Here is a 14,101-nt window from a genome sequence, read left to right as displayed (position 1 = left end):
CTATATTCACTATTACAATCACAAACGAATGAAGGCAAAATTAAAAGACCTAAGCCCGGTGGAGTACCGAACTCAGGTCTTAGAAGTTGCTTAACTAAATATGTCTAACTTTTTTGGGGCAAATCAACTAGGAAGATGCTTTTTTTTGCACTTTAAATAACAAAATAGTGACAAGTTTTCTGTTTTAGAGCGACCCATACATCCAGTTGAACTTACAATGACTTCTTCTGAGCTGGGGGATCAGGGATCGCCTTAGCTGAGCGGTACAGCACTATACCCGATCTCCATCTGAGCGGTACGGTACTTCACCCGAGCGATAAGGCACTTCACCCGAGCAGTAACCTTCCCTCCTAGTGAGATAAGATACTGCTGGCTATTTTAATATATTTTATTTATCAATGGCTAAATATCGTCCAACTTGTCGTCCACTAAATAAGCAGCCTCCCACAAATGTACCTTCTAATGCGCGGTAGCCATGCACACCGCCACCACCAAAGCCACTGACTTCTCCGGCGGCATACAATCCAGGTACGGGCTCACCATTCATTCCGAGTACGGCACCATCAAGATTGGTCTGTAAACCGCCTAATGTCTTACGCGTTAGAATATTTAACCTTACTGCAATCAGTGGCCAATTTTTAGTATCTAAAAATTTATGTGGTTTCGCAACACGCACAATTTTATCTCCCACATAATTTCTTGCACCTTGAATGGCAGTAAGCTGTAAATCCTTCGTGAACTTATTGTCCATTTCCCGGTCTCTGGCTAAAATCTGCTCCTTAATTTTCATAAATTCCAAGAGTTCATTGCCAGCAAGCTTATTCATTCCGTCGACTAAATCCTTTAAATCGTAGGCAATAACAAAATCCTCACCATGATCTTTAAATGCTTGAATCGCTGTAGGTGGGCCGGGCAATACACGTTTTAATACTTCACGAATACTTTTATTGGTTAAATCAGGATTTTGCTCAGATCCAGATAAAGCAAACTCTTTTTCTATAATTTTTTCTGTCAAAATGAACCATGAATAATCATACCCTGTTTTCTGAATGGCTTCTAACGTACTTAACGTATCAAAACCTGGGAAATTTGGTGCTCCAAAGCGATTACCCTCTGCATCAAACCATAATGAAGAAGGGCCTGGCAAAATACGAATACCATGATTTGGCCAAATAGGATCCCAATTTTTCAAGCCCTCAGTATAATGCCACATGCGGTCACGATTGACGACGCGTCCACCCGCATGCTCGGTAATCTCTAGCATTCGGCCATCTACATATGCAGGCACACCGCAAACCATATTTTTTGGAGGTGTGCCGAGACGCTCTGGCCAATTTTTGCGTACCAAATCTATATTTGCACCAATACCACCACTCGCTACAATAACCGCCGTTGCTTCATACGAAAATTCCCCGATTCCCAGTCGGGAACTCTTTTCCCCACGCTGCGCAAAACTTTCAGCCAGTATTGTACCACTAATACCTGTGATTCGATTATCCTGTTGGATAAACTCATCTACACGATGCCGTGGCTTAAAGTCTAGAAAACCTGCCTTTATCGCCCTTTTCGCCTTGTCAACAAAAGGCTTCACAATGCCGGGACCAGTACCCCAAACAATATGAAATCGCGGGACCGAATTGCCATGGCCCCCAGCTAATGAGCCTCCCCGTTCAGCCCAACCTACAACAGGGAAAAATTTAATGCCCATTGACTTGAGCCATTCATATTTTTCGCCAGCAGCAAAATCAACATATGCCCTTGCCCATTTATTAGCCCAAGAATCTTCATCTTCCAAGCGATCGAAGCCAGCAGTTCCTATCCAATCCTGCCATGCAAGCTCCTTACTATCCTTTATGCCAAGCCTTCTTTGCTCGGGTGTATCCACCAAAAATACGCCACCAAATGACCAGAAAGCCTGACCCCCCATTGAATTTTCTGGTTCTTGATCTACTAACAGTACTTTTTGATTTGCATCAACTAATTCACAAGCGGCAACTAGTCCCGCCAGTCCTGCACCAACAATTGCTACATCGTATTTCATGCCACACCCCCAAAAAATCTAACATTATTTACATACATTCTTCTCTTAGCATTGCTTTCCCTCTTATTTACTTCGAAAAAATGACAAAAGTGTGACAAGGTGAAAACGTTCGCATTCTCCATCAAAGAAAGTGAGTTTTATTCAGATAAACTAGATTATCCCAATTAATTCCCAGATTATTTTTCGCATTTAAAAGTCGATGAACGCCCATGTTAACTGTTTTAGTATATTGCGATAGCGCTTTCATTGTCCTCTCTAAGAAGACGAACAATATATAAAAATAAATATAAAATCGTTCGTGATTAGTTAATTTTCAGACTTTTGAAGTGAAGTTTTTTAATCTTTTTCCGAAAAAATATTGACAAAGGTGAACAATAGGGATTATGATGTTATCAAATTTAATCACACAAAAATATAACGACGGAGACACGCTAGTCGCAAGAGAATCCAAAGAGAGCTGATGGTTGGTGTAAATCAGTGATTTCTACGATATAGTTCCACTCCTGAATAGATAAGCCGAACATCCAAAGTAAGCTTATCCGTCACATGCACGTTACGCATATAGCTAAGACTGCAAGTAAATGTCAAACAAATTTCTGCAGTAATTAAGGGTGGTACCGCGAACCAATGTTTTTTCAGCCTTTCGCCCCTTACGACACACCGAGTGTGTTTGTAAGGCGCGGAAGGCTTTTATATTGTTTTCGAAAAAGAAGGGAGATTGTTTGCATGCTGTAAAGTGTATCAATTTCGCAAATTTCAGACTGTCGTATATAGAGTCCACCACTACTAATTTTATTTAAAGGAGCTAATTACAAATGACTACTGCTACAAAAACTATTAACGTATTTATCGCTGACCCACTAAGTGAAGATGGTATTTTCCCTCTACGCCAAGAAAAAGATTTAGATTTAAATGTTATTATCGACACTGGCCTAGCACCAGAGGAATTGATCGCAAAGATTGGCGACGTAGACGTATTACTAGTGCGTTCTCAAACAACTGTGACACGTGAAGTAATCGAAGCGGCTAAAAATTTAAAATTAATCGGTCGTGCCGGTGTAGGTGTAGATAACATCGATCTTGCTGCTGCAACTGAACACGGTATTATCGTTGTCAATGCACCAGATGGTAACACGAACTCTGCTGCTGAACATACAATTGCCATGATGACTTCTCTTGCTCGTCACATTCCACAAGCATTCAACACACTTAAAAACGGTAAATGGGATCGTAAATCTTACGTTGGGGTTGAGCTTAAAAATAAAACATTAGGCGTTGTTGGCTTCGGTCGTATTGGTGTAGAAGTAGCTTACCGCGCTAAAGGTCAACGTATGAATATTATGGCATATGATCCATTTTTAACAGATGAACGCGCAAAAGAGCTTGGTGTGACAAAATCTACAGTAGAAGAGATTTGTGCAGCCGCTGATTTCATTACAGTACACACACCATTACTACCTGAAACACGTAATCTTATCAATAAAGAGAAATTCGCGATGATGAAAGACGGCGTTCGCATCATTAACTGTGCACGAGGCGGGATCATCAATGAAGACGATTTGTACGATGCTATCGTAGAAGGCAAAGTAGCAGGCGCAGCGCTTGACGTATTCGTTTCTGAGCCAGCAACAGATCACAAACTACTTACTTTACCACAAGTGATTGCAACTCCTCACTTAGGTGCATCAACAATTGAAGCACAAGAGTCTGTAGCGGTTGACGTATCAAATGACATCATTAAATTCTATAAAACAGGTACTGTAACGAACCCAGTAAACATGCCTTCAATTCCGAAAGAACTACTTGCTCAGGTAGAACCTTTCTTCGAATTAGCAGAAAAACTTGGGTCATTCTTATCTCAAATAACAGCTGAACCGGTTAAAGAAATTAACTTATCATATGCAGGTGAAGTAGCAAACTATGATGTGCGTCCATTAACTTCAAATGCACTAAAAGGCTTACTTTCTAAAAATCATGGTAATCATGTCAATGACGTAAATGCTCGTTACCTATCTGAGCGTATTGGCATGAAAATTAACGAACACAAAACAACAACTGCAAAAGGTTTCACGAGCTTAATTACAATTGAAGTAAAAACAGCTAATGAAACACACACAGTTGCTGGTACATTATTAAACGGTCTTGGTGCACGTATTGTCAAAGTAGAAGAATATGTTGTTGACGTTGTACCACAGGGTCATCTTCTATATATTAAAAACACAGACAAACCAGGTGCAATCGGTCGTGTAGCAACAAAGCTTGCTGAAAAAGATATCAACATTGCCACAATGCAAGTTGGCCGTGCTCAAATTGGTGGAACAGCTGTTATGATGTTAACAGTCGATAATGTTGTCACAGATGAAGACTTGGCATTCGTTTCACAACTTGAAAATATTGATGAAGTAAAAGCGATTGACCTATAAGTAATGTTAATTATTTCAGCAGAGAGTTTAGTGCTCTCTGCTTTTTTTTTGCTTAAAAGATACTTTTTTCAAAGTCATTCGTCTTTAAGGAAAAGGAGGTGCACGTATTGTCAATTGAAGAGTTATTTTATTTACATAATCAAACGATTTTCAAATACTTATACTACTTACTCAATGATGAAAAATTAGCTGAGGATTTCACACAAGAAACCTTTATTCGTTACTTCAAATATGAACAAACAATTAAAGAAGGTGCAGAACTCGCTTGGCTCAGGCGAACTGCACGTAACCTTGCCTACGACCATTACCGTAGAAAAAAGCTTATTCAATTTGTACCATTTTTAAATCAAGATGTGGAGCTTGAACCAAGCATTCCCCATACCCCACATCAATGGCTGATTCAACAAGAAGAAGCTAAAGCACTTTACTTAGCTATTAACAAACTTAAGCTCGCTTATCGAGATGTCCTTATTTTACGTAAAATCGAGTGTCTATCTATTCAGGAAACCTGTGATGTACTGGGATGGAACGAAGGGAAAGTAAAAAACACATTAAAACGTGCGCTTCTTGCATTAAAAAAACAGCTTGGAGGTGAATTGGATGAAGAAGTATGAGGAGTCTTGGCAACATTTACGTAAGTTGAACCTATCAAAGCAACAACAGGATAAAATGCTGCAACATATTACAGCGCCTACAGCTATCGAATTTCAACCTCCGAAAAAATCTTGGAAATTCTCTGCCGTGTCCATGCTCTTTCTAGCTGTACTTACAGTTTTAATTTTGTCGATATTACAGGAGCCTACCACTCCTCCACTCACAACAGATACGAAAAAAACAATTACCCAAGTCTATGCACGCACAAATGAGGATAAAGAAACGTTTATAGCAAAAGAATCCTGTCTTAATGTCCCTCAGCAGTGCTTTACTAATAAACAGTATTTAACTAACCTTCAACTGCAAATGGAACAAGCACCCACTGTCACAGTGTCAACTGAACAATGGAAAGCTAGTGATTATTTCTCACATGAGGACGTCCTTATTATCTATACAGATGGCACCACACAAAAATGGAAGGTTTTTTCCAATGATATTTTCTTGAATGTCCAAACACAGCAGGCAATACAACTCGAAAGAGGATTTGATGCCCTAGCATATTACTATGATCATTTACGTTCAAGAAAACTAGTTATAGCAAATATCTTTCTATTACTTTCACACCTATCATTATGGATCGCTAAGAAAAGGATGCCTCATACTGAACGACGATTTTTCGCTGCCACAGTAGCGCATGCCATCGCAAATGCTATCATGTTACTATTATTTTCAAGTATTTTATTTAGTATCTACCTGATGAATAATACCGTACATGCGTCAATTATTTTTTGTTTATTTGCGCTGTATTCCGCGATGCAAATTTATTATAGAAAAAAAGCTGGCGAACCCCGAGGTTATCTCATTGCAAGTGCCATCGTCCAACTATGTTTTGGACTTGGTTTTACATTTATATACCTGACATTAAATGTACACTTTTAAATACCTGATGCTGTCCAATAACTATAAATTATTGGGCGGCTTTTTGTGCAACAAGACAGACTTATAGCACAAAGAAGTACCCCAGAAACACTTCTGAGATACCCCTACCGAATGAAGTGAATGTTAGCCCTCACTTCAACGCAATACAAATATTTTTTGCTTCAGTGAAAAATTCCAAGCTATGGTAGCCCCCTTCACGTCCTACACCACTCTTTTTGAAACCTCCAAACGGAGCACGTAAGTCACGCACAAACCAGCAATTTACCCAAATCGTACCTGCACGGACATCATGTGAGATTCGGTGTGCATGTTGTAGATTTTCTGTCCAGACAACTGCATTTAAACCTTACTCTGTACCGTTTGCAATCTCAAGTGCTTCTGCCTCTGTATGAAACGGAATAATTGTAACGATAGGACCGGAAATTTCCTCTTGGCAAATGCGCCCTTGCGGATTTTCTTGTAAATAAATTGTCGGTTGCAAATAGTAGCCCGTACTTAAAGGTGCTGGTAAATCAGGACGCTCTCCTCCGTAAATACGCGTCGAATTTTCATATTCAGCGATTCTTAAATAGCTGGTTACCTTGTTATAATGTGTTTCACTTACGACTGGTCCCATATTCGTTTTTGAATCTTGTGGATCACCAACAACTAATGCTGCAGCCGCTTCTTTAAAACGTGTAAGGAATTCATCCAAGATGGTACGTTGCACTAAAATAGCCACGGAAAATTTGAAATTTTTTGCTGACTTTATGGAACATGAGGGCGGCGAGGTATACCCAATGGATGATGCGTATTTAAATTATACGCGCTATGAACCGGTTGGGGTTGCTGCGTTAATTACACCTTGGAATTTACCTTTTATGCTAACAACGTGGAAACTCGGCACAACGTTCAGATAAAGGCATTGTTCGCCAAGGCCCTTTTTCGAAAGCTTGCCGCGCTGCTTCACAGGCACAATCCACGTCTTCAAAGCTTGCTTCATGAACCTTTGCAATTATTTCCTGAGTCGCAGGATTTTTCACCTCGAACAATGTTTGAGAAGAAGATTCGATATATTCCCCATTTATAAATAGCTTTACTTCCCTCAATTTATATCTATTCTTACAGCTACAAGACTAGTTTCTAAATCAAATAAAGTAAGCGCTTTCTTATTATGAAGCAAATGAATATAATTATCGAAATCACTAAATTCAAAGTGTTTAAGTTTATAAATAATAATAGTATATATTTAATTTTCAGACAATTGATTTCCCTTTAAATGTATCCCAACACCATCAAAGAGTATCTATTGTTCAAGAAAAAAAGTACTGTTCCTAAAAGAATCAGTACTTGTCCTGTAAATAGTTGCTGTTAAAGCTCTTTCACAAGCTCTAATAATGCTGTTAAAGAATCTACTTCGAATGTTGGTGTTACATTCCCCGTTAGTTTGTTGTTTTCACGGTTAATCCAAACATTACGCATTCCAACACGAGAGGAACCTAAAATATCAGTATTTAAGTTATCACCAACCATAATTGCCTCGTCAGCTGTGATACCAGCCTTTTCTATCACATGCTCGAAGATGGATGCATCTGGTTTACCTTTACCAAAGTCTCCTGAAATAATGATATGGTTGAAATATGGTGCAATTTCCGGTGTAATTTCTAACTTTAAGTTTTGTAGGCTTGGTGCGCCATTTGTTAGTAATATGAGTTGATACTTATCTTTCAGCTCATCTAAAACTGCAAAAGTATCTTCATATAGAAATGGCGACATTTTGCGTTCTGCTACAAAATGTTCTCCCAGTTCAGCCCCTAGCTTCGCATCATCGATTCCAAGAGCCGCTAACCCCTTAGTCCACGCCTCTGTACGGTACCCTGGTACAAGCCCTTTCATCTTTTGGAAATTTTCAGTCGAATCATCAAATGTTCCCCAAAGCCCCTCGAATGGGTTAATGCCGATTAACACCGTATAATCATATGTTTCATAGCCTTCGTAAAGCGCACGTGCTTCTTTGCGCACCGCTTCTTCTAAGTCAGCTGGATTTACCGTATGTATCGTTGCCGCATATTGACAAGTTTTTTCAAATGCTGTTTTTACAGATTTTTTATCCCATAAAAGCGTATCGTCTAAATCAAAAATAATTGTATTAATTGACATTGTGTCAGCTCCTAGCTTCTTTTCTACTTGAACAAAAAGCATTCATACCGCTTATTTTAGCATATTTTCAGAATTGTTAGCATGCCATTTTGTGCATATTCCTGCTCCTTCAACCGCTTTGTTTTGCGAACTGTATCTTCAACAGACAAAATGTAAGTAAAACAACTACGTGTTCTACTCACATAATATTTTAGTGTGGCATAGAAACTGACAAGCTAGTATCTTTCATAGAACCTTGAACTTTGCAGGAAAATTCATTCAACCATCAAGATGATTATTTTTTCTGCGTAATCTTTCCATTAAACTGTGAATTTCAGCCTTTTTTTGTGCTGTTTCTTCGTTTAAAACTTCAATATGGTATGTGTCACCGATTTCCTCTATAAGCACACGGTCACCAGCTTGAATTTGCTTATCAATTGCAGCTAGCGATAAAATTACTTGCTCTACCTCATCTGGATATTTTAAAAAAATAGCATAACCATCTTCAATACGGTCTAAAGTATATTTAGTCGAGCTCACTGACAACATCCCCTTTCGCATTCCGTAATTGTGCGGCATCTCCATCATTTAGCCAAATTTGTCTAGTTGTCCATTTTAAATAATTTTGACCCTCACGTGCGTCTGACCCACTCGTTACATAAATCGTTTTACCAGGCTGTAATGTCACATTTGGAAAGTTGAAAATTTGGTTACCCTCAATTGAAACGAGCTGCCAATCTTTCAGTGCCACTGCTTCTATACCGTTGTTTTGAATAGTAACTACTTCATTTACTAAATCTTTGCTAATAAGTTCTACCGTAACATTGTGGGTTGGAGATGTTGTGGCAACTGTTTCCGACCACTCGTTTGCGCTTACATCATAGTTTACCCCATCTGTTGATACGATAACTGACCCCGTCTCGGCAGTTGCATAAATTTTACTACCAATCGCTTGTAAACGCTCTACAACCTCAACATGTGGATGCCCATATTTATTGTCCTTACCATAGCTCAAAATAGTCACTTCTGGATGTACTGCTTGAATAAAACTTTGCGAGCTACTCGTATTGGAGCCATGATGTCCTGCTTTTAAGACCGTTGCTTTAACATCTTGCGCTAGCATTTCTTTTTCTAAAGCAACACCTGCATCCCCCGTTAATAAAAATGATATATCACCATAAGTAAGTTTTAATACAATTGATGCATCATTATTATCCGATGCAGTTTCATTGGCGTTTAGCACTGTCACATCTATTTTCTCATCAAGCATAATATGGTCGCCTGTTTTCGGCACATTATAAGGTATATTTTTTGTATCAATAAGCGTCAGCATATCTTCAAAAGTTTGGGATGTATGTATTTTCCCTGAATCGTAAAATTGCTCGATGTCAATTGAATTCAACACAGGGATTAAGCCACCAATATGATCGGCATCTGGATGTGTTGCTACTACAATATCAAGCTTTTTCACACCTAGTTCATGTAAATAAGAAACAATGTGCTGTCCAGCCCCTTTGACACCTCCATCTACAAGCATCGTTTTGCCATTTGGTGATTCTATTAAAATTGAATCTCCCTGACCCACATCAATAAAATGTACAAGCATTTGCTGTCCTGCTGTTACTGCTTTTTTTTCCGGTTCCACTGGCATCGTACAACCAGCTAATAAAAACATAATAAATAGCCCTACTAAAAAATTTTTCAATCTTATAACTTCCTTTCTATCATTCTATTATACAAAAAAGAGAGCATCCCAGAAGGTAGCTCCCTTTACTTATTAAACTAATATCCACCATAAAATCATCGTTACAAGAATTGTTACAAGTCCTTGTAATAATGTTGCTACTGTTTGTGCCTTATACGCCTGTGTAACTTCCATCCCACTGTATTGTGTAATAACCCAGAAAAAGCTGTCATTCACATGACTAACTGTCATGGCTCCCGCCCCAATAGCCATAACCACTAGTGCTAGCGGAACTGCACCCTCAATGCCAAGGGTTACTAGTATTGGTGCTACAAGTGAAGACGTAATAACAAGTGCTGTTGTAGATGAACCTTGTGCTGTTTTTAATGCCGCCGCTACGATAAATGGCACGAGTAGGAATAAACTTCCTGAAGCAAACATGCCTAAATCCATCTCTTGTAGCATTTCACCCGCCCCAGCATTTTTAATAACCGTACCAAATGAACCGCCCGCTCCTGTAATTAATAAAATCGGAGCGGCCTCTTTTAAACTTTCACCAATCCAACCAGTTAATGTTTCCTCATTCATGTCAGGTAGGAGTAAAAAAGCTGCTGCGACACCTAAAAATAAAGCAACTGTAGGAGCACCTAAAAACTTCAAAATAACATTCAATGTAGACTCAGAATCACCAACTAATGCGGCTACAGAACCAACTGCAATTAAAACTATAGGTAGTACAATTGGTAAAAATGCTTTAAACGTTGAAGGCAATTTACCAAATGATTTTAGTATTTCTTCATAATCTAATGCTTCTAAGTCGTCTTCAGGTACACGAATTTTCGTTGCAACTTTCACCGACCATAAATAGCCAACAAATGTTGCGGGGATTGCTGCTAACAAACCTATAACGATCACTGTTCCTAGATAATTTGCTGCACCAATATTTCCTGCTGCCGCAATTGGCCCTGGGGTAGGAGGTACTAACACATGAGTTGCAAATAATCCTGTGGCCAAAGCAACTGCCATTGAAGCAATAGTGACATTCGCACGCTTTGCTAAAGATCTTTGTAAACTCGATAGAATAATAAAACCTGAATCACAAAATACAGGGATTGACACAATATAACCGATTAATGACATTGCTAATTGTGGACGTTTTGGGCCAACTATTCGTAATACGACTTCCGCCATTCGATAAGCCGCACCTGATTTTTCTAAGATTAAGCCAATAATAGTACCTGCTACAATGACTAAACCTATGCTTGTCATCAACCCACCAAAGCCCATATTAATACTTTCAACAACTGTTAGTAATGGCATACCTGATGCAATACCTACAAAGAATGCACTTATTAATAGGGCTATAAATGGATGTAACTTCAACTTGGCAGTTCCCAGCACAACAAATAATACCCCTATTAAAATAATGATGAACAACATTTACTCAGCCCCCATTTGTATATAATGTTCAAATATCTTTTTTGTTTTCAGGCGAATGAAGTGATAAGGCTCTTGTATTGCCTGCTGTAAAGTAGTATTTGTATCGACTAAAGATTCGACTTTAACGAAATGTTCAAGCAATGCCAATCTATCGCTTTCATCTATAGAGCCCGACAATAAAACCGTGGGCACACCTGTTGCTTTTGCAACATTTGCTACCCCTAATGGTGCCTTTCCGTGTAATGTTTGACAATCGGATTTACCTTCACCTGTTATCACAAATTGTGCGCTTACTAAATGCTTTTCTAACTGCACAGCATTTATCACAATTTCAATACCTGCATGAAAAGTACCATGTAAAAAAGCTATTAATGCACCTCCAAGCCCCCCAGCTGCGCCTGCTCCCTTATAATCGTGTAAGCGAATATGATATTGTTTTTCAACAATGTCTGCAAAATGCTTTAAACAATTATCGTAATGGCTTATTAGCTGTTGTTTCACTCCTTTCTGTGGTCCAAAAATTGCCGTTGCCCCATGCTCCCCAATCAATGGGTTATCTACATCGCATGCAATAATAAAATTGGCTTCAGCCAAACGCGAATCCAAGTGACTTACGTCTATTGTCTTTAAATTTAACAATGCTGATACCCCATCAGCGATTGCTGTCCCGTCTTCCTTCTTGAATTGCAGACCAAGTGCTTTTAACATCCCAATACCAGCATCATTCGTTGCACTACCGCCAATGCCGATAATAAACTGTCTAAATCCTTCATCAAGAGCAGCCTTTATTAACTGACCTGTCCCATATGTTGTGGCTAGTTCAGGATTTTTCTCACTGTCCTGCAACAGCGTAATTCCAGAGGCCTGTGCCATCTCAATTACACATGTTTCGTTATCCCCAAGCACACCATACTGGGCCTCAATCATCCTTCCCAATGGATTAACGACATTTGCTGTAAAATATCGCCCTTTCGTTGAGGCAATGAGAGAGGCTAGCGTACCTTCTCCACCATCTGCTACTGGTAGAACGACAGTTTCAATCGATTGATTAACGTCCAAGATGCCTGCTTGCATCGCATTCGCAACTTCTATTGCCGACAAAGTACCTTTATAGGAATCTGGACTAATAATGACTTTCATTTCATACCTCCACTGTTTACGGCAATTCACATTTACCTAAATGTTATATTTACCAATATTCAAATCTTTGGTATATTTTAATAAATCTTATGATATTAAGCGCTTACAATTTATTATAATGACAAAAAATTCAGAAAACATTATAATTAACGTATAAATTAACTGTCATATAACAGGTGTTTTTTTATGCGAGGTGTATAAAATGTTAACAATAAAATTAGCAAAAGAAATTGTGCATCAAACAATGTTACGGTTACATCGCAATATTAACGTCATTAGTCCAACCGGCGTTATTTTAGCCTCAGGGGATAAAATGAGGATTGAAAATATTCATGAAGGAGCTTTAGTTGTTGCAAAGACAAAAAATACACTTATCATTAATGAGCAAAATATAGACAGATACCCAAATACTAAACCTGGTATCAATATGCCAATTATGTATCAGGATGAAGTGATCGGTGTTATAGGGATAACTGGTCATTCGGAGGAAATGCTTGAGATTGCCAACCTAGTACAACTAACCACTGAAATCATGACACATCAGGCTATTGTAGAATCTAAAAGTGAATGGCAACGTAAAAATAACGACTATATCTTTGAAGCACTTGTCCATGGTAGTAAACTTGATGCAAATTTACAAGAACGCATGCAAAAGCTCCCGTTCTCATTGGAAGCACCTTTCCAAATTTTACTATTGCATATAGAAGAGCCCTTCGATTCAGCTAATAGTATTACATTGTTTTTTGAGGATTTATTTTATAAACAACCTGTACTTTCAGGTCATAGTCAACTACACGAATACTACATATTACTAACTAACTGTAATAAAAATGTCCAGCAACAAATTTTCAAAGCTTTACGAAAAAAGAAACAGAAATTAGCTTCATTGCAAATAGGTATTGGTCCTACTGTAAATAACCTGTCTCAACTCCCTCATAGCTATAATGGGGCCAAAACCGCCCTGGCATTGGCCAGTACAAATAACACGATGACTTATTTTGAAGATATTGAATTATTTTCACTCATGAAAAATCGAGATTCTGATGAAGTAAAAGCCTTTCAGGAGCGCGTTCTCAACAACCTAAATACGAAGCAAATTGAAACATTACAAGCTTTTTTTGATTGCAATTTACAACTCAAGCTTTGTGCGCAACAGTTAAACATTCATCGCCATACCCTCAGCTATCGATTGAATAAAATTAGAGAGTTAACAGGTTACGATCCGCAATATTTTGATGACGCAGTGGTCTTAAAGATGGCTTGTTCCTTACGTTAATCATAAAGAGCTATCAGAAAAATAGTAGCCTACTGCACTGACCTAAAAATATGAGACAAATAAAAACACCTTTCGTTGAAAAACGGGTATTGAATACCAAACAATCAACGTGGAGGTGTTTTTTCTATGGGTACAAGAGTAAGTTATCCAATTGAGATAAAAATGAAAGCGATTGAACCATTTGTGCACATATGGGCGTGGCGAGAGCACCTTATACCGTTGACGAAAACAACGTGGAATACTGTCCAATAAAGATAGTCGAGATCAAGCGATTCGTGAAGCTTGTGCAGCCCATAAATATCGTTATGGCTATCGTAGTATCGCTACTTTATTTCCAGAAATCGCAGAAAAAACGGTACAAAGAGTGATGCAAAAATATAATTGGTCTTGTCGTGTCAAAGTGAAAAAGCGTAAACGTACCGGTCAACCAGCGAACATAGCAGACA

At 38.6% G+C, this 14,101-nt stretch carries 15 protein-coding genes, 1 pseudogene and 1 other annotated feature; of the genes and pseudogenes, 8 read left to right on the top strand and 8 right to left on the bottom strand.

Annotated elements, in window-relative coordinates:
* On the top strand, positions 1-94 hold a 94-nt coding region (locus C9J35_RS22000; RefSeq protein ID WP_153062976.1), incomplete at its 5' end, for an IS3 family transposase.
* 294 nt (positions 95-388) lie between these two features.
* On the opposite strand, the gene C9J35_RS21995 is transcribed toward C9J35_RS22000, so the two are convergent.
* Positions 389-2,041 (bottom strand): FAD-binding dehydrogenase, encoded by a 1,653-nt coding sequence (locus tag C9J35_RS21995; RefSeq protein ID WP_107926945.1) that lies wholly within the window; start codon positions 2,039-2,041, stop codon positions 389-391.
* A gap of 408 nt (positions 2,042-2,449) precedes the next feature.
* Positions 2,450-2,695, top strand: a binding site (T-box leader).
* Between the two features lie 161 nt (positions 2,696-2,856).
* On the opposite strand from C9J35_RS21995, the gene serA reads away from it, so the two are divergent.
* From serA to C9J35_RS21980, 3 genes are all read left to right on the top strand, one after another.
* Positions 2,857-4,464, top strand: a complete 1,608-nt coding sequence (serA, locus tag C9J35_RS21990) for a phosphoglycerate dehydrogenase (RefSeq protein ID WP_054769978.1) — start codon at positions 2,857-2,859, stop codon at positions 4,462-4,464.
* Positions 4,465-4,571: 107 nt separating this feature from the next.
* On the top strand, positions 4,572-5,078 hold the full coding sequence (locus tag C9J35_RS21985; RefSeq protein ID WP_107926943.1) for an RNA polymerase sigma factor: 507 nt from the start codon (positions 4,572-4,574) through the stop codon (positions 5,076-5,078).
* Entirely contained in the window at positions 5,065-5,997 is a 933-nt protein-coding gene (locus C9J35_RS21980) for a hypothetical protein (protein ID WP_107926941.1), read from the top strand. Before C9J35_RS21985 ends, C9J35_RS21980 begins: the two co-directional genes overlap by 14 nt.
* 130 nt (positions 5,998-6,127) lie before the next feature.
* Here C9J35_RS21980 and C9J35_RS21975 read toward each other — a convergent pair.
* Positions 6,128-6,706 (bottom strand): annotated as a pseudogene (locus tag C9J35_RS21975) (aldehyde dehydrogenase family protein).
* On the opposite strand from C9J35_RS21975, the gene C9J35_RS21970 reads away from it, so the two are divergent.
* On the top strand, positions 6,693-6,896 hold the full coding sequence (locus C9J35_RS21970; RefSeq protein WP_327324254.1) for an aldehyde dehydrogenase family protein: 204 nt from the start codon (positions 6,693-6,695) through the stop codon (positions 6,894-6,896). The pseudogene C9J35_RS21975 and the gene C9J35_RS21970 sit on opposite strands and share 14 nt — an antisense overlap.
* Here C9J35_RS21970 and C9J35_RS21965 read toward each other — a convergent pair.
* The 6 genes from C9J35_RS21965 to C9J35_RS21940 form a co-directional block, all read right to left on the bottom strand.
* Positions 6,861-7,019, bottom strand: a complete 159-nt coding sequence (locus C9J35_RS21965) for an aldehyde dehydrogenase family protein (protein WP_235616403.1) — start codon at positions 7,017-7,019, stop codon at positions 6,861-6,863. The two genes, C9J35_RS21970 and C9J35_RS21965, sit on opposite strands and share 36 nt — an antisense overlap.
* A gap of 328 nt (positions 7,020-7,347) precedes the next feature.
* On the bottom strand, positions 7,348-8,136 hold the full coding sequence (locus tag C9J35_RS21960) for an HAD family hydrolase (RefSeq protein WP_107926937.1): 789 nt from the start codon (positions 8,134-8,136) through the stop codon (positions 7,348-7,350).
* A gap of 258 nt (positions 8,137-8,394) precedes the next feature.
* A complete protein-coding gene (locus C9J35_RS21955) occupies positions 8,395-8,655 on the bottom strand; it encodes a DUF3006 domain-containing protein (protein ID WP_107926935.1) in 261 nt (86 codons plus the stop codon).
* Entirely contained in the window at positions 8,642-9,820 is a 1,179-nt protein-coding gene (locus C9J35_RS21950; protein ID WP_107926933.1) for an MBL fold metallo-hydrolase, read from the bottom strand. Before C9J35_RS21950 ends, C9J35_RS21955 begins: the two co-directional genes overlap by 14 nt.
* 72 nt (positions 9,821-9,892) lie before the next feature.
* Positions 9,893-11,239, bottom strand: a complete 1,347-nt coding sequence (locus C9J35_RS21945) for a GntP family permease (protein ID WP_107926931.1) — start codon at positions 11,237-11,239, stop codon at positions 9,893-9,895.
* Positions 11,240-12,379: a glycerate kinase gene (locus C9J35_RS21940; protein WP_107926929.1), complete on the bottom strand. Its 1,140-nt coding sequence runs from the start codon at positions 12,377-12,379 to the stop codon at positions 11,240-11,242.
* A 202-nt stretch (positions 12,380-12,581) separates the two neighbouring features.
* Here C9J35_RS21940 and C9J35_RS21935 point away from each other — a divergent pair, with 202 nt between their 5' ends.
* The 3 genes from C9J35_RS21935 to C9J35_RS23430 all read left to right on the top strand — a co-directional run.
* The gene (locus C9J35_RS21935; RefSeq protein WP_107926927.1) at positions 12,582-13,655 is read left to right on the top strand and encodes a CdaR family transcriptional regulator; all 1,074 of its coding nucleotides are present in this window, start codon (positions 12,582-12,584) and stop codon (positions 13,653-13,655) included.
* Between the two features lie 126 nt (positions 13,656-13,781).
* Positions 13,782-13,907 (top strand): hypothetical protein, encoded by a 126-nt coding sequence (locus C9J35_RS24665; RefSeq protein WP_268807951.1) that lies wholly within the window; start codon positions 13,782-13,784, stop codon positions 13,905-13,907.
* Positions 13,894-14,101 (top strand): helix-turn-helix domain-containing protein (locus C9J35_RS23430; protein ID WP_153062984.1); only part of this gene is annotated, 208 nt, incomplete at its 3' end. The genes C9J35_RS24665 and C9J35_RS23430, both read left to right, overlap by 14 nt.

Source organism: Lysinibacillus parviboronicapiens (assembly GCF_003049575.1).
GTDB classification, from domain to species: Bacteria; Bacillota; Bacilli; order Bacillales_A; family Planococcaceae; genus Lysinibacillus; species Lysinibacillus parviboronicapiens.
Note: the sequence above shows the minus strand (reverse complement) of the source record. Positions and strands in the feature narration are given on the sequence as shown.

Bases quoted from the DNA above. Each gene is read 5' to 3' on its own strand.
- C9J35_RS21940 (WP_107926929.1), bottom strand. From the start codon at position 12,379: ATGAAAGTCATTATTAGTCCAGATTCCTATAAAGGTACTTTGTCGGCA.
- C9J35_RS21970 (WP_327324254.1), top strand. From the start codon at position 6,693: ATGGTACGTTGCACTAAAATAGCCACGGAAAATTTGAAATTTTTTGCT.
- C9J35_RS24665 (WP_268807951.1), top strand. From the start codon at position 13,782: ATGGGTACAAGAGTAAGTTATCCAATTGAGATAAAAATGAAAGCGATT.
- C9J35_RS21980 (WP_107926941.1), top strand. From the start codon at position 5,065: ATGAAGAAGTATGAGGAGTCTTGGCAACATTTACGTAAGTTGAACCTA.
- serA (WP_054769978.1), top strand. From the start codon at position 2,857: ATGACTACTGCTACAAAAACTATTAACGTATTTATCGCTGACCCACTA.
- C9J35_RS21945 (WP_107926931.1), bottom strand. From the start codon at position 11,239: ATGTTGTTCATCATTATTTTAATAGGGGTATTATTTGTTGTGCTGGGA.
- C9J35_RS21960 (WP_107926937.1), bottom strand. From the start codon at position 8,136: ATGTCAATTAATACAATTATTTTTGATTTAGACGATACGCTTTTATGG.
- C9J35_RS21935 (WP_107926927.1), top strand. From the start codon at position 12,582: ATGTTAACAATAAAATTAGCAAAAGAAATTGTGCATCAAACAATGTTA.
- C9J35_RS21995 (WP_107926945.1), bottom strand. From the start codon at position 2,041: ATGAAATACGATGTAGCAATTGTTGGTGCAGGACTGGCGGGACTAGTT.